Here is a 14,650-nt window from a genome sequence, read left to right on the forward strand (position 1 = left end):
TCTCCTGCCCGGGCCTCGGACACCCGGGATCCCGAAACCGACGCGCATCCCCTAGCCGCCTGACCTGCACCAACCCCGCTCGCCACCCTGTCAAGGCGGAGGCCGCGCCCGCGGCGCAGCCGCAATCGGATACAGCAAATCCCGTCAGGACCGCAACAGAAGAGGCCCGGATCTTCAGATCCGGGCCTCTTCGCGTACCCCGACCTCTTCGGACACCCTGATCTCCTCGGACACCCCGACCTCTTCACGTGTCCGGGTCCCGCCCTTGCCTATGGGCGCATACTCGGCTGCTCCCTTGACGGCGTCACATTCGCTCGGTACCCCAGAACTCAGGGCGCGTTCCCGTGTGGCCCTCCTGGAGGTGGCGTATGGCGGCATCGGCTAGGCACGAGACGCGGGCGTTGCTCCGCGCGCATCTGTCGGCCGCGTCGTCGTATCGGCACCTGACCCGCCACTGCCCGATCTGCCACCGCCTGCTGCGGCTGGCCATGGACGGCGCTCCACGGGGCGTACAGGCCCCCGGGGAGGTCGCGGACGAAGTCCTGGGGGAAGCCCTGGAGGACGACAACTCCTCGACCGCGTGATCAACGGCGGTGTCGGCAGGGGCAGTTGCCCCATCCCCCTTTAGCGCAGGGGAGCGCGCCGCAACAAGGCCAGTGGCATGTGACAGGTGTCACGGAATAAGTTTTGGAACCGGGCGTTCTTACCCGTCTCACACAACTGGTCAATTTAATATGTGCAATTGCACCACTGGGGAGGAAGTCCCCAGGGAGGACACAGGGGCCTCCGGAGGGGTACCCGGCAGGTGCGTCGAGGAACCCACGCACACCCTCCCAGAGTCCGACAGGGTCGCTCACAGACCGACCCGATACAACCCCGCAGGCGCCCCCGAGCGTCCTCAAGCGCACAAAAAAGATCGCGCTGGACCCGGCGGAGTCCAGCGCGATCGACGACGTTCCCAGTGGGCGAGGGGCCTGTTGGGGCAGGACCCACGTCGCTTGGAGCTAGGTTCCGGGCGTCCGCACAGGTTGGGGGACCTGGCGTTTTGCCCGGTTATTCAGTTGTTCAGGCCTCGCTGCGCTGCTGCGGGATACCCGCCAGCAGGGCGCGGACCTCGGCCTCGCGGTAACGGCGGTGTCCGCCGAGCGTACGGATCGACGTGAGCTTGCCGGCCTTCGCCCACCGCGTGACCGTCTTCGGGTCCACGCGGAACATGGTGGCGACCTCAGCCGGGGTCAGCAGCGGCTCAGCATCAGGGGTGCGAGCGGTCATGAGCGGCCTCCTCGGGAGAACCGAACCTTCTCGGTTCTTTCCTCTAAATTCTGCACCTTGACCCGCGTTGCCCGAAATGGCGGACGCGAGTCGAGTCGGTTATAGGACGAACGGCTTGTCCTCGGCACTACAACTACACCATCTGTCCAGCCGCGTCGGCCAAACCGATGGAATTGCCCCCCAGGTGTTCATCGGCGACGGAAGCCGATGGACCATGCCATAGCGGACAGTCACGCCACTGTGACGATCAGTCACAGTGGCGCGCAGGAGTCACCAGACCCCCCAAAGCAGGCAATACCGAGATTCCCCCCACCATGGAGCATAAGTAGGCGGATGGAGCCCTCCCCGGACTCCTTGTCCTATTTTGGCACGAGGAGGGGCAACCGGCGCAAGGGCCGTGTACGTGCGGTCCGTCACCCTTGCGACATAAGCCCGGATCGGGGACCTACGCCCCGTCAGTTCCGTGAAGTGCGGTTGACCGTACGCCGTTCGACCCGTTTCGGCCGTGACGCAGGTCACTTTGTGAAAGCGCTGTCGCCCCTGTCACATCGTCAGATCACAGCATGCCGGGTCCGGCACCCGTACGACGGGGTCCCCTAATTGGCCGAACGGCGGTCCCGGACCGCCCGCCACCGCTCCACGAGCCGCCCGTACGCCTCGCCCGCCGCCGCCCCGTCGCCCACCCGCAGCGCCTCGATGCCCTCGGCCACGTCCGCCGCCGAGTGATCGTCCTCCAGATGACCGGCCGGCAGGGTGTGCACGAGACCGCCGTAATCCAGTTCCACCAGCGAACGCGGATGGAATTCCTCCAGCCAGCGCCCCACGTCCAGGAGGCCGTCGATGAGCGGCCCCTCGTCCATGGCCTCCTTGAGCGTGCGCAGCCCCCGGGCCGTCCGGCGCCGCGCCTGCACCATCGGGGTCCGGTAGCGCAGCACGGGCGCCGCCTCACCGGTCCCCTTCTCGTACACCCGCTCTCCGTCGGAGACCAGCACGAACCAGTTCAGCGGCACCTGCCAGGTCGCCGTGCGGATCCAGGGGCGCGCGTCGGGATTGCGCTCCCGCCAGCGCTCGTAGTCCTTCGCCGCCTGTGCCCGTACGACCTCCGGGAGCACCGCCTCCAGGACCGTCCGGGGCAGTTCGTCGCCCAGCTCCGACAGGGCCTGCCAGCCGCGCAGCCGGGTGCGCCACGGGCAGATGTGCAGCACCCCGTCCACCTCGGCGACGAACGCCTCGCCGCTCTCGTGCACCGGCACCGCGACCGGCGGGGTGGGCAGCAGGTCGGCCAGGGAGCGGCGCAGTTCCTCCTGGTAGGAGGGGCGGTCGGCGCGGCGGGCGTAGCGCGCCCAGTGGGTGCGCTCGGGCTCGGGGAAGGCGGCCAGCGGCTCGTACACGCGCAGGTAGGTCGCGTAGGGGACGATCACCGAGGACACCTTGGGCACGCCTGCTCCCTCCCCCGCCACCCGCCCGGGAAACCTGATCGACCCGCGCGCGGGGAGCACGGGAGAGACCCGCGGATCGTCGCACGGGCGTACTCCGGGTGGAGGTGATCCCGCATCCGGAAGGAGGGGATCCGCACGGGTACGCGTTCGGCGGGCCGTACAGGCTCTACGCTCTCCCCACAGGCCCCGCCACCCCTTGGGAGCCTGCGTCCCGACCGCCGCCAGTTACCCAGGAGTCACCACCGTGACCGACGTAGACAACGGCGTCCTGCACACCCTGTTCCACTCGGAGCAGGGGGGTCACGAGCAAGTCGTGCTCTGCCAGGACCGCAAGAGCGGCCTCAAGGCCGTCATCGCCCTCCACTCCACCGCGCTGGGCCCCGCGCTCGGCGGAACCCGTTTCTACCCCTACGCGACCGAGGCGGAGGCCGTCGCCGACGCGCTGAACCTCGCGCGCGGGATGTCGTACAAGAACGCCATGGCCGGCCTGGAGCACGGCGGCGGGAAGGCCGTGATCATCGGCAATCCCGACACGATCAAGACCGAACAGCTGCTGCTCGCCTACGGCCGTTTCGTGGCCTCGCTCGGCGGCCGGTACGTGACCGCCTGCGACGTCGGCACCTATGTGGCCGACATGGACGTCGTGGCTCGTGAGTGCCCCTGGACGACCGGCCGCTCGCCGGAGAACGGGGGCGCGGGCGACTCCTCGGTGCTGACCTCCTTCGGTGTCTACCAGGGCATGCGGGCCTCGGCCCAGCACACCTGGGGCGACCCCTCGCTGCGCGGCCGCCGGGTCGGTGTCGCGGGCGTCGGCAAGGTCGGCCACCACCTGGTGGAGCATCTGCGCGCCGAGGGCGCCGAGGTCGTCGTCACGGACGTACGCGAGGACGCCGTACGCCGCGTCCTCGACCGGCACCCGGAGGGCGTGACGGCCGTCGCCGACACCGAGGCGCTGATCAGGACCGAGGGGCTCGACATCTACGCCCCCTGCGCGCTCGGCGGCGCACTGAACGACGCGTCGGTACCGGTGCTCACCGCGGGGATCGTCTGCGGCGCGGCCAACAACCAGCTGGCCCACCCGGGCGTCGAGAAGGACCTCGCCGACCGCGGGATCCTCTACGCGCCGGACTACGTGGTGAACGCCGGCGGGGTCATCCAGGTCGCCGACGAGCTCCACGGGTTCGACTTCGAGCGGTGCAGGGCGAAGGCGTCGAAGATCTTCGGCACCACGCTCGCGATCTTCGCACGTGCGAAGCGGGATGGGATTCCACCGGCCGCGGCGGCCGACCGGATCGCCGAGCAGCGGATGCACGAGGCGGCCCAGGCGCGCGGATGGTGAGGTTCCGGTAGCGGGCGCGCCGGGAGCGTCCCGAGGGTTTGGTCGGTACCGCCGGGTGGAAAGTTAGAGAGAACTCTCACTCTTCCCGGCGGGTCGGCCGCCAATAAGTGGTTAAAATCGCCACTGACCAGCGAGGACGGGACGTCTCACAGGTTCTGCGCACACGCGCGTGCTACGGGCGACGTACCGTACGGGCGTGGGCTCAGGTACCGTGGGAGCCCTACGGCGGGCTCTCCGAGGAGAGGCCGTTCTGGATCATGAACGCGTGTCAACCTGGGGCCAGCGAGCCCCGTCGTTGAGGGGGTCGAGCCATGGGGCGCGGCCGGGCCAAGGCCAAGCAAGCGAAGGTCGCCCGCCAGCTGAAGTACAACAGCGGCGGGACGGATCTCTCACGCCTGGCTGAAGAGCTGGGCGCATCGCCATCGAACATGCCGCCGAACAGCGAGCCGTTCGAGGACGATGACGATGAGCAAGACGACGACCCGTACGCACGGTACGCCGATCTGTACGGGGACGACGAGGACGACGAGGACGAGGACTCGTCCCACCAACATCGTCGCGGCGCTTGACCTCGATGTGAGCACTCACCCGGTCGGTGACTTCGGTCACCGACCGGGTCTTGTGCTGTGCACATGGTCCGCACGGGGTCCCGCACCGGGTCTCAGGCGTAGTCGCCCACCAGCTCCGCACCCGAGGTGTGCTCACCGCGTTCGGTGATCTCGCCGGCGACCCATGCCTCGACACCGCGGTCCGCCAGGGTGGCGAGGGCCACGTCCGTCGACTCCTGCGGCACGATCGCGATCATGCCGACGCCCATGTTCAGGGTCTTCTCCAGCTCCAGTCGCTCGACCGAGCCGGTCCTGCCGACGAGGTCGAAGACCGGGGCCGGGGTCCAGGTGGAACGGTCGACCGTCGCGTGCAGTCCGTCGGGGATGACGCGGGCCAGGTTGGCCGCGAGTCCACCGCCGGTGATGTGCGAGAAGGCGTGCACGTCCGTCGTACGGGTCAGGGCCAGGCAGTCCAGCGAGTAGATCTTGGTGGGCTCCAGGAGCTCCTCGCCGAGGGTGCGGCCCAGGTCGTCGATCCGCGCGTCGAGGGCGAGGCCCGCCTGGTTCAGCAGGACGTGCCGGACCAGCGAGTACCCGTTCGAGTGAAGGCCGGAGGACGCCATGGCGATCACGGTGTCACCCGTGCGGATACGATCCGCGCCGAGCAGCCGGTCGGCCTCCACGACGCCCGTACCGGCCCCGGCGACGTCGAAGTCGTCCTCGCCGAGCAGGCCGGGGTGTTCGGCCGTCTCACCGCCGACCAGGGCGCAGCCTGCCAGCACACAGCCCTCGGCGATGCCCTTGACGATGGCGGCGACACGCTCGGGGTGAACCTTGCCGACGCAGATGTAGTCGGTCATGAACAGCGGCTCGGCACCGCACACCACGATGTCGTCCATGACCATGGCGACCAGGTCGTGGCCGATCGTGTCGTAGACGCCGAGCCGGCGGGCGATGTCGACCTTCGTGCCCACGCCGTCCGTGGCGGAGGCGAGCAGGGGACGCTCGTAGCGCTTGAGGGCGGAGGCGTCGAAGAGGCCGGCGAAGCCGCCGAGGCCGCCGAGGACCTCGGGGCGCTGCGTCTTCTTCACCCACTCCTTCATCAGCTCGACGGCGCGGTCGCCCGCCTCGATGTCGACGCCCGCGGCTGCGTAGCTGGCGCCGCCCTCGGCGAGGGGTGTCTCAGACATGACTGGTGAGAACTTTCGTGTCGTACGGCAGCGGTTACGGGCCTACTGGCCGTCTACGGGCGGCGGATCGCGTCGGCGGCGGCCGTGGCGGCCGGGCCGGCGGCCAGCTCCGTCTCCAGCAGCTGCTTGCCGAGCAGCTCGGGGTCCGGGAGCTCCATCGGGTACTCGCCGTCGAAGCAGGCACGGCAGAGGTTCGGCTTGGCGATGGTGGTCGCCTCGATCATGCCGTCGATGGAGATGTACGCCAGGGAGTCGGCGCCGAGCGAGGTGCCGATCTCGTCGATGGTCATGCCGTTGGCGATCAGCTCCGCGCGCGTGGCGAAGTCGATGCCGAAGAAGCAGGGCCACTTCACGGGCGGGGAGGAGATCCGGATGTGGACCTCGGCGGCGCCGGCCTCGCGCAGCATCCGCACCAGCGCGCGCTGGGTGTTGCCGCGCACGATCGAGTCGTCGACGACGACCAGGCGCTTGCCCTTGATTACTTCCTTCAGCGGGTTCAGCTTCAGACGGATGCCGAGCTGGCGGATCGTCTGCGAGGGCTGGATGAAGGTCCGGCCGACGTAGGCGTTCTTCACGAGACCCGCGCCGAAGGGGATGCCGGAGGCCTCCGCGTAGCCGATGGCGGCGGGGGTGCCGGACTCCGGGGTCGCTATGACCAGATCGGCCTCGACGGGGGCTTCCTTGGCGAGCTTGCGGCCCATCTCCACCCGGGAGAGGTACACGTTCCGGCCGGCGATGTCGGTGTCGGGGCGGGCCAGGTACACGTACTCGAAGACACAGCCCTTGGGCTTCGCGTCCGCGAATCGAGACGTACGGAGGCCGTTCTCGTCGATCGCCACGAACTCGCCCGGCTCGATCTCGCGGACGAAGCTGGCGCCGCAGATGTCGAGGGCGGCGGACTCCGAGGCGACGACCCAGCCGCGCTCCAGGCGGCCGAGGACCAGCGGGCGGATGCCCTGCGGGTCACGGCCGGCGTAGAGGGTGTGTTCGTCCATGAAGACGAGCGAGAAGGCGCCCCGGACCTTCGGGAGGACGGTGTGCGCGGCCTCCTCGATGGTGAGCGGCTTGCCGTCCTCGTCGACCTGGGCCGCGAGCAGCGCGGTCAGCAGGTCGGTGTCGTTGGTCGCCGCGACGCGCGGGGCGCGGCCTTCCTGCTTGGGCAGGTCGGCGACCATCTCGGCGAGCTGGGCGGTGTTGACGAGGTTGCCGTTGTGGCCGAGCGCGATCGAACCGTGCGCGGTGGCGCGGAACGTCGGCTGGGCGTTCTCCCACACGGAGGCGCCGGTGGTCGAGTAGCGGGCGTGTCCGACCGCGATGTGACCCTGGAGCGAACCGAGCGAGGTCTCGTCGAAGACCTGGGAGACGAGGCCCATGTCCTTGAAGACGAGGATCTGGGAGCCGTTGCTGACCGCGATACCCGCGGATTCCTGGCCCCGATGCTGGAGGGCGTAGAGCCCGAAGTACGTGAGCTTTGCGACCTCTTCGCCCGGAGCCCAGACACCGAAGACGCCACAAGCGTCCTGGGGGCCCTTCTCGCCGGGAAGCAGATCGTGATTGAGTCGACCGTCACCACGTGGCACGCCACCGAGTGTAGGCGAGATCGACCACTGGTCCGAATTGGGGATACCTGCCGGTAACTGGATCACCGCTCGGCCGACACATCCATGATCGATTGAATTTCGCAGGTCAGACGACCCGTACGATGATCGACCGGCGGTCGGGGCGACCACGGGGACGGGTGTGGGCGATCGCGTTCCGTATGCATGAGTGAGGTGTCGCACATCATTCGGCATCGCCGGATCGGGACATGAGCGGCTTCGGTCAGGACATGAGCGGCAGGAGCGCACCCAGGTCCGCCCGCTCCCCGCTCGCGCTCACCTGCGCCTCCGCCACGGCCTCCTGCCAGGTCAGCCGCCCCGTCGCCAGCCGGATCCAGGTCAGCGGATCGGTCTCCACGACGTTGGGCGGGGTGCCACGGGTGTGCCGCGGACCCTCGACGCACTGCACCACGGCGTACGGCGGGATCCGCACCTCGGTCGCCCCGCCGGGCGCCTTCACGGCGAGAGCGTCGGCGAGGAGACGGGTGGCCCCGGCGAGGGCCTGGCGGTCGAAGGGGACGGCGAGGCCGGGCACCGCGGCGTTGAGGTCGTCGGTGTGGACGACGAGTTCGACGAGGCGGGTGACGAGGTAGTCGTCCAGGGTGATCGCGCCGGTGCGGGCGGCGAGCAGCCGGGTGCCGGGGGCGTGCGCGAGGGCACGCGTGAGGCGCTCCTCGGTGCGGGCGAAGAGAGCGTCGAGGTCCGGGTGGGCCTCGGCGAGCCGCCGGGTGTCGTCGTCGATGCCGGTGGCGCGGGCGGCGGTGGCGAAGGGCCACTGCAGGAGGGTCAGTTCCGCCTTGACCGGCTCGTCCCGCTCGAGATTGCGGCTGACGGTCTCCACGGCCATCGTCACGTGGGCCACCAGCTCCCGCACGGCCCACTCCCCGAGCCGCGTCGGCAGCGCGAGCTGCTCGGCCGTAAGACCGGCGACCGCCTCTCGCACGTTCCGGAACTGAGCCGACACCGCCGCCCGGGTCTTGGCGGGATCGTAGGTACGTGTGCGCTTCCTGACCGGGGGCATGGCGGTGAGCCTAGTGCGCGCGGAACGTGGAGCCGGAGGGAAATTCCAGGTCGGTGCAGCCCCGGCGGGCGGCGGCATCGGTGACGTGGGCCCGGAAGAGGGGCTGAAGCCGTTGTCGTATGTACGTCTCGTACGGGTACTGGACGCTGTGTGTGTGGACGGCGGGCCGGCCGCCGCAGGTGGAGGAGGCCCACCAGACGTTGGCGTCCTGGGAGACGCCGGCCGTGCCGGGGTCGAGGGGGCTCCGTTCCGTGCCGACTCCCTGCGCCTTGACCTCGCGCGCCTCGTCGCCGAGGAACGATTCCGTCCGCAGCCACCAGGGATTCAGCCGCACCACGTCGCTCATGCTGCGGGAGCCGATCTCGTCCTCCGTGAGGCCGGACCAGATGCCGCGCACTCCCTCGTCGCTCACCGCGAGCAGGCAGCTCTCCTGCGGGCTGTGGGCACCGAGGGATGCGGTCTCGCGCACTCGCTCCCCCATCCCCCGATGACCGCCGCCGACGTCAACAGCCACGTCCGTCAGCGCGGCGCCCGGCTTCCCTCTCCCCCGACCTCGACATGCGCGAAGGACCCGCCCGTCGGAACGGGCGGGTCCTTCGTCGTCGTACGATCCGCTCGACCGGCTATGCGAGCAACGCCGGGATCGTCCCCTCGTGGGCCGTGCGCAGCTCCTCCAGGGACAGCTCGAACTCGCCCTGGAGCTCGACCGTGTCACCGTCCACGACCCCGATGCGGGTGGCGGGCAGGCCGCGCGCCCCGCACATGTCGTTGAAGCGGACCTCCTCCGAGCGCGGGACCGCGACGACGGCGCGGCCGGCGGACTCGGAGAGCAGGAAGGTGAAGGCGTCCAGCCCGTCCGGTACGACCAGACGCGCGCCCATACCGCCGAGCAGCGCCGATTCCACGACCGCCTGGATCAGACCGCCGTCGGACAGGTCGTGCGCGGAGTCGATCATTCCGTCGCGGGAGGCGGAGATCAGGATCTCGGCCAGCAGCCGCTCGCGCTCCAGGTCGACCTTCGGGGGCAGCCCGCCGAGGTGCTCGTGGACCACCTGCGACCAGGCCGAACCGCCGAACTCCTCGCGGGTGTCGCCGAGGAGGTAGAGCAGCTGCCCCTCCTCCTGGAAGGCGACCGGGGTGCGGCGGGCGACGTCGTCGATGACGCCGAGGACGGCCACGACCGGGGTCGGGTGGATGGCGGCCTCGCCCGTCTGGTTGTAGAGCGAGACGTTGCCGCCGGTCACCGGGGTGCCGAGCTGGAGGCAGGCGTCGGCGAGACCGCGGACGGCCTCCGCGAACTGCCACATGACGGCCGGGTCCTCCGGCGAACCGAAATTCAGGCAGTCGGAGACGGCAAGCGGCTTGGCGCCGGTCGTGGCGACGTTGCGGTACGCCTCGGCGAGCGCGAGCTGGGCGCCGTGGTACGGGTCGAGCTTGGCGTACCGGCCGTTGCCGTCGGTCGCGATGGCCACGCCGAGGCCGGACTTCTCGTCGACCCGGATCATGCCGGAGTCCTCGGGCTGGGCGAGGACGGTGTTGCCCTGGACGAAGTGGTCGTACTGGGAGGTGATCCACTTCTTGGAGGCCTGGTTCGGCGAGGCCACCAGCTTCATGACCTGGTCCTTGAGCTCCTCGCTCGTCTGCGGCCTCGGCAGCTTGTTCGCGTCGTCGGCCTGGAGGGCGTCCTGCCAGTCGGGGCGGGCGTACGGGCGCTCGTAGACCGGGCCGTCGTGAGCGACCGTGCGCGGGTCGACGTCGACGATCTTGCCGCCGTGCCAGAAGATCTCCAGGCGGTCGCCGTCGGTGACCTCACCGATGACCGTGGCGATGACGTCCCACTTGTCGCAGATCGCAAGGAAGCGGTCGACCTTCTCCGGCTCGACGACCGCGCACATGCGTTCCTGCGACTCGCTCATGAGGATTTCCTCGGGCGAGAGGGTCGAGTCGCGCAGCGGGACGTCGTCGAGGGTGACGCGCATGCCGCCGGAGCCGTTGGAGGCGAGCTCGGACGTGGCGCAGGACAGGCCCGCCGCGCCGAGGTCCTGGATGCCGACGACCAGCTTCTCCTGGAAGGCCTCCAGCGTGCACTCGATGAGGAGCTTCTCCTGGAACGGGTCGCCGACCTGGACGGCGGGGCGCTTCGAGGGCTTCGCGTCGTCGAAGGTCTCGGAGGCGAGGATCGACGCGCCGCCGATACCGTCACCGCCGGTGCGGGCGCCGTACAGGATGACCTTGTTGCCCGCGCCGGACGCCTTCGCGAGATGGATGTCCTCGTGCCGCATGACGCCGATGGCACCTGCGTTGACCAGCGGGTTGCCCTGGTAGCAGGAGTCGAAGACGACCTCGCCGCCGATGTTGGGCAGGCCCAGGCAGTTGCCGTAGCCGCCGATGCCCGCGACGACACCGGGAAGCACCCGCTTGGTGTCCGGGTGGTCGGCCGCGCCGAAGCGCAGGGGGTCCACGACCGCGACCGGGCGGGCGCCCATCGCGATGATGTCGCGGACGATGCCGCCGACACCGGTGGCCGCGCCCTGGTAGGGCTCGACGTACGACGGGTGGTTGTGCGACTCCACCTTGAAGGTGACCGCGTAGCCCTGGCCGACGTCGACCACGCCCGCGTTCTCGCCGATGCCGACGAGGAGGGCGTCGGACTGCGGGGCCTTCTCGCCGAACTGGCGCAGATGCACCTTCGACGACTTGTACGAGCAGTGCTCGGACCACATGACGGAGTACATGGCGAGCTCGGCGCCGGTCGGGCGGCGGCCGAGGATCTCCACCACGCGCTCGTACTCGTCCTTCTTCAGACCGAGTTCGGCCCAGGGCAGCTCGACGTCGGGGGTCGCGGCCGCGTGCTCGACCGTGTCCAGAGGCGTGCGGCTCATGCGGTGACCAGCTTCTTGAGGATCGAGGTGAAGAACGGGAGACCGTCGGTGCGGCCGGACCCGATGAGGGGCTCGACGGCGTGCTCCGGGTGCGGCATGAGGCCTACGACGTTGCCGGCCTCGTTGGTGATGCCGGCGATGTCGTTGAGCGAGCCGTTCGGGTTGCCGTATCCGTCGGCGGCTTCGCCGCGGACCAGGTAGCGGAAGGCCACGCGGCCCTCGGCCTCCAGCTTGTCGAGCGTGTACTGGTCGGCGACGTACCGGCCGTCCATGTTCTTCAGCGGGATGTTGATCTCCTGGCCGGCCGTGTAGTCGGCGGTCCAGGCGGTCTCCGCGTTCTCCACCCGCAGCTTCTGGTCGCGGCAGATGAAGTGGAGGTGGTCGTTGCCGAGCATCCCGCCCGGGAGCAGGTGGGCCTCGGTGAGGATCTGGAAGCCGTTGCAGATGCCGAGGACCGGGAGGCCGGCCTTCGCCTGCTCGATGACGGTCTCCATCACCGGCGAGAAGCGGGAGATGGCTCCGGCGCGCAGATAGTCGCCGTAGGAGAAACCGCCGGGCAGGACGACCGCGTCGACCTGGTGGAGGTTCTTGTCCTTGTGCCAGAGGGCGACCGGTTCCGCGCCCGCGAGGCGGATCGCGCGCTGTGTGTCCCGGTCGTCGAGGCTGCCCGGGAAAGTGACGACGCCAATACGAGCGGTCACTTCGCCGCCTCCGCGACTTCCTCCACCTTGACGATGAAGTCCTCGATCACGGTGTTGGCGAGGAAGGATTCCGCAAGATCGTGGATGCGGGCGAGGACGGCCTCGTCGACCGGCCCGTCAACTTCCAGTTCGAATCGCTTTCCCTGACGTACGTCGGAGATGCCTTCGAAACCCAGCCGCGGCAGTGCGCGCTGCACCGCCTGGCCCTGGGGGTCGAGGATCTCCGGCTTGAGCATGACGTCGACTACGACGCGTGCCACTGGCACTCCCGGTGGTGTGGTGCTGAGCAGGTTCCTGCGGTGTCTCCGACAGGTGCCTTCAGACTACCCGTACAAAATTTCTACGCGGGTAGAGTTGTAGGAATCTACGTGAGCGGCATCACGATCAGGTATCGGACCAGTGCCTTCACGAAAAGTTCAGGGAAAGATCCGGGGTGCCTGCGTGTTGCCTATTGCCCTGGGACACGCGGGGCGATTTAGTCGGGCTTCACATTCGATTGCCGGGCACTGTACAAATGAATTGGCAATAGCCGATACTTTGCCCCATAACTGGCGGACAGTCGACAACTCCGTGGCGTCTTGGCACGTCATCGCAGAGCTGTCGCACGAAGGGACCGATATTCGTGGCGCAGAAGGTCGTGGTCACTCTCTTTGACGACATCGACGGCTCGGAAGCGGCGGAAACGATCGCCTTCGGACTCGACGGCAAGTCGTACGAGATCGACCTGAATGAAGCCAATGCCAAGAAACTGCGTAAGGCGCTCGCGCCCTACGTGGAGGCCGGCCGCAAGCGGTCGAAGTCCGGCAAGGCGTACAAGCAGACGGAGGTCGCCCCCGACCCGGCGGCCGTGCGCGCCTGGGCCCAGGCCAACAAGATGGAGGTGCCCGCCCGCGGCCGCATCCCCAAGAAGGTCTACGAGGCGTTCGCCGAGGCTCAGTGAGCCGGGCGAAATAGCGAAACCCCGGACACTCAGCGACCTTTCATGCCACGCTGGGCATGTCGGCGTGCGAGCCCCGAAGGCACAAGCCCAGCCCCGAGCTGGTGGACCCGGTTAGGACGGGCAGTGACCGCGCCAGACGGGCAGGGCTGCGATGCCCGGCTGCGGGGCATGGCCAACTGCCTCGGCCTTCTCCGGAAGGCTTGACGCGTCTGCGCTCACGGAGACGCAAGCCCGAGTTCCGCTCGGGCACTTGGCCAGCAGAACATCCCCAGGGGTGNNNNGGTGCGGATCGGACCGATCCGCACCCCGACTCATGCGACTTGGACGGAAACCCCGTGGATGGGCTAGAGTCTGGAGCACGCCGCAGGGCACACGACCTGCGGAAACACGCGGGTGTAGTTTAGTAGCAGAACAACCCCCTTCCAGGGGGAAGGCGCAGTGTGCGATTCCTGTCACCCGCTCTGCATCGCCGTCCCGACCACTGTTGTGGATCAGGTAGGCTGGTGCTCGCGCCGATCGGTGAGAGCCGGTCGGAGGCAATGCGGACGTAGCTCAGTTGGTAGAGCGCAACCTTGCCAAGGTTGAGGTCGCGAGTTCGAGCCTCGTCGTCCGCTCGGGAATGAGACCCCGGTCCATCGGACCGGGGTCTTTTCGTGCGTTCCCGTCCGCGTGCCCCTGGTCACCTGACATTTGTCATATGGAGTGATGACACCTCGCACTGCCGTCGGCCTCCGTCCGCCGGGAGCCTTGAGACATGGACACGAATGAACACGTGATTGAGGTCACCGGCCTCCGGCGTGTGTACGGGGGCGGGTTCGAGGCGGTCCGTGGAATCTCCTTCCACGTCGACCGCGGTGAGATCTTCGCGCTGCTCGGTACCAACGGCGCCGGCAAGACATCGACCGTCGAACTGCTGGAGGGCCTCGCGCGCCCCGACGCCGGACACATCCGTGTCCTCGGCCACGACCCGTACACCGAGCGGGCCGCCGTCCGGCCGCGCACCGGCGTGATGCTGCAGGAGGGTGGGTTTTCCTCCGAGCTGACCGTCGCGGAGACCGCGCGGATGTGGGGCGGCTGCGTGAGTGGCGCCCGTCCCGTCGCGGAGGCGCTGACCCTGGTGGGACTCGCCGGCCGGGCGGACGTACGGGTCAAGCAGCTCTCCGGCGGCGAGCGGCGCCGCCTCGACCTGGCGCTCGCCCTGCTCGGCGACCCCGAGGTGCTGTTCCTCGACGAGCCGACGACCGGCCTGGACGCCGAGGGCCGCCGCGAAACCTGGGACCTGGTCCGCGCCCTGCGCGCATCCGGTACGACGGTGCTGCTGACCACCCACTACCTGGAGGAGGCCGAGCAACTCGCCGACCGGCTGGCCATCCTGCACGAGGGGCGCACAGCGGCCTCCGGGACACCCGCCGAGGTGACCGCGGCCCAGCCGTCCCGGATCACCTTCGAACTGCCCGAGGGGTACCTGGTAGGCGATCTGCCCCCGCTGGGCGAGCTGGGCGTGTGCGGCCACGAGGTCGAGGGACGCGTGGTCCGGCTGCGCACCCGGGAGTTGCAGCGGGCGGCCACCGCACTGCTGGTGTGGGCCGAGCGGGCGCGGGTCGAGCTGCGGGGGCTGGATGTGCGGTCGGCCTCGCTGGAGGAGGCGTTCCTGGGCATCGCCCGGGAGGCATCGGAGCGTACGGAGGCCGAGGGGGCCGTGGCATGAGCGGGAACAGTG

The 14,650-nt window shown here is 69.2% G+C and carries 14 protein-coding genes and 2 tRNA genes; 7 read left to right on the forward strand and 9 right to left on the reverse strand.

The genetic code is table 11. The annotated features are described in order from the left end of the window. Positions 1-368: 368 nt before the first annotated feature. On the forward strand, positions 369-584 hold the full coding sequence (locus ACLZN2_RS49520) for a DUF6274 family protein (protein WP_416986706.1): 216 nt from the start codon (positions 369-371) through the stop codon (positions 582-584). A gap of 481 nt (positions 585-1,065) precedes the next feature. Here ACLZN2_RS49520 and bldC read toward each other — a convergent pair whose 3' ends face one another. Together bldC and ACLZN2_RS49530 are read right to left on the reverse strand one after the other, a co-directional pair. Beyond that, positions 1,066-1,272: a developmental transcriptional regulator BldC gene (bldC, locus tag ACLZN2_RS49525; RefSeq protein WP_003949541.1), complete on the reverse strand. Its 207-nt coding sequence runs from the start codon at positions 1,270-1,272 to the stop codon at positions 1,066-1,068. A gap of 596 nt (positions 1,273-1,868) precedes the next feature. Then, on the reverse strand, positions 1,869-2,711 hold the full coding sequence (locus tag ACLZN2_RS49530) for a hypothetical protein (RefSeq protein ID WP_416986707.1): 843 nt from the start codon (positions 2,709-2,711) through the stop codon (positions 1,869-1,871). Positions 2,712-2,955: 244 nt separating this feature from the next. Here ACLZN2_RS49530 and ACLZN2_RS49535 point away from each other — a divergent pair, with 244 nt between their 5' ends. Together ACLZN2_RS49535 and ACLZN2_RS49540 are read left to right on the forward strand one after the other, a co-directional pair. After that, entirely contained in the window at positions 2,956-4,050 is a 1,095-nt protein-coding gene (locus ACLZN2_RS49535; RefSeq protein ID WP_416986709.1) for a Leu/Phe/Val dehydrogenase, read from the forward strand. Positions 4,051-4,361: 311 nt separating this feature from the next. Beyond that, a complete protein-coding gene (locus tag ACLZN2_RS49540; RefSeq protein WP_133916848.1) occupies positions 4,362-4,619 on the forward strand; it encodes a DUF3073 domain-containing protein in 258 nt (85 codons plus the stop codon). A gap of 92 nt (positions 4,620-4,711) precedes the next feature. Here the strand turns inward: ACLZN2_RS49540 and purM are convergent, their stop codons facing one another. From purM to purS, 7 genes are all read right to left on the reverse strand, one after another. Then, the gene (gene purM / locus ACLZN2_RS49545) at positions 4,712-5,788 is read right to left on the reverse strand and encodes a phosphoribosylformylglycinamidine cyclo-ligase (protein ID WP_416986711.1); all 1,077 of its coding nucleotides are present in this window, start codon (positions 5,786-5,788) and stop codon (positions 4,712-4,714) included. A 53-nt stretch (positions 5,789-5,841) separates the two neighbouring features. Further along, positions 5,842-7,368 carry an amidophosphoribosyltransferase gene (gene purF, locus ACLZN2_RS49550; RefSeq protein ID WP_416986712.1) on the reverse strand — a complete coding sequence of 509 codons (1,527 nt, stop codon included), beginning with the start codon at positions 7,366-7,368 and terminating at the stop codon, positions 5,842-5,844. Positions 7,369-7,609: 241 nt separating this feature from the next. Further along, a complete protein-coding gene (locus ACLZN2_RS49555) occupies positions 7,610-8,407 on the reverse strand; it encodes a sterol carrier family protein (protein WP_416986714.1) in 798 nt (265 codons plus the stop codon). Positions 8,408-8,417: 10 nt separating this feature from the next. Further along, complete coding sequence (locus ACLZN2_RS49560) at positions 8,418-8,876, reverse strand: hypothetical protein (RefSeq protein ID WP_416986716.1); 459 nt, start codon at positions 8,874-8,876, stop codon at positions 8,418-8,420. A gap of 154 nt (positions 8,877-9,030) precedes the next feature. Next, positions 9,031-11,289, reverse strand: coding sequence for a phosphoribosylformylglycinamidine synthase subunit PurL (gene purL, locus ACLZN2_RS49565; RefSeq protein WP_416986718.1), 2,259 nt, complete (start codon positions 11,287-11,289; stop codon positions 9,031-9,033). After that, positions 11,286-11,990, reverse strand: coding sequence for a phosphoribosylformylglycinamidine synthase subunit PurQ (gene purQ, locus ACLZN2_RS49570; protein WP_416986720.1), 705 nt, complete (start codon positions 11,988-11,990; stop codon positions 11,286-11,288). The genes purL and purQ overlap by 4 nt, the downstream gene beginning before the upstream one ends. After that, positions 11,987-12,250, reverse strand: a complete 264-nt coding sequence (gene purS / locus ACLZN2_RS49575; protein WP_416986721.1) for a phosphoribosylformylglycinamidine synthase subunit PurS — start codon at positions 12,248-12,250, stop codon at positions 11,987-11,989. The genes purQ and purS overlap by 4 nt, the downstream gene beginning before the upstream one ends. Positions 12,251-12,612: 362 nt before the next feature. Here purS and ACLZN2_RS49580 point away from each other — a divergent pair, with 362 nt between their 5' ends. The 4 genes from ACLZN2_RS49580 (at position 12,613) to ACLZN2_RS49595 (ending at position 14,638) form a co-directional block, all read left to right on the forward strand. Next, positions 12,613-12,930 (forward strand): histone-like nucleoid-structuring protein Lsr2, encoded by a 318-nt coding sequence (locus ACLZN2_RS49580; RefSeq protein ID WP_055631821.1) that lies wholly within the window; start codon positions 12,613-12,615, stop codon positions 12,928-12,930. A gap of 389 nt (positions 12,931-13,319) precedes the next feature. Continuing rightward, a tRNA-Gly gene (locus ACLZN2_RS49585) sits at positions 13,320-13,391 on the forward strand. Positions 13,392-13,471: 80 nt separating this feature from the next. After that, positions 13,472-13,544, forward strand: a tRNA-Gly gene (locus ACLZN2_RS49590). 140 nt (positions 13,545-13,684) lie between these two features. Beyond that, on the forward strand, positions 13,685-14,638 hold the full coding sequence (locus tag ACLZN2_RS49595) for an ABC transporter ATP-binding protein (protein WP_416986722.1): 954 nt from the start codon (positions 13,685-13,687) through the stop codon (positions 14,636-14,638). Positions 14,639-14,650: the final 12 nt, after the last annotated feature.

The organism is Streptomyces sp. T028 (assembly GCF_048159505.1).
GTDB lineage: Bacteria > Actinomycetota > Actinomycetes > Streptomycetales > Streptomycetaceae > Streptomyces.

Bases quoted from the DNA above. Each gene is read 5' to 3' on its own strand.
- ACLZN2_RS49520 (WP_416986706.1), top strand. From the start codon at position 369: ATGGCGGCATCGGCTAGGCACGAGACGCGGGCGTTGCTCCGCGCGCAT.
- bldC (WP_003949541.1), bottom strand. From the start codon at position 1,272: ATGACCGCTCGCACCCCTGATGCTGAGCCGCTGCTGACCCCGGCTGAG.
- ACLZN2_RS49540 (WP_133916848.1), top strand. From the start codon at position 4,362: ATGGGGCGCGGCCGGGCCAAGGCCAAGCAAGCGAAGGTCGCCCGCCAG.
- purM (WP_416986711.1), bottom strand. From the start codon at position 5,788: ATGTCTGAGACACCCCTCGCCGAGGGCGGCGCCAGCTACGCAGCCGCG.
- ACLZN2_RS49555 (WP_416986714.1), bottom strand. From the start codon at position 8,407: ATGCCCCCGGTCAGGAAGCGCACACGTACCTACGATCCCGCCAAGACC.
- purL (WP_416986718.1), bottom strand. From the start codon at position 11,289: ATGAGCCGCACGCCTCTGGACACGGTCGAGCACGCGGCCGCGACCCCC.
- ACLZN2_RS49595 (WP_416986722.1), top strand. From the start codon at position 13,685: ATGGACACGAATGAACACGTGATTGAGGTCACCGGCCTCCGGCGTGTG.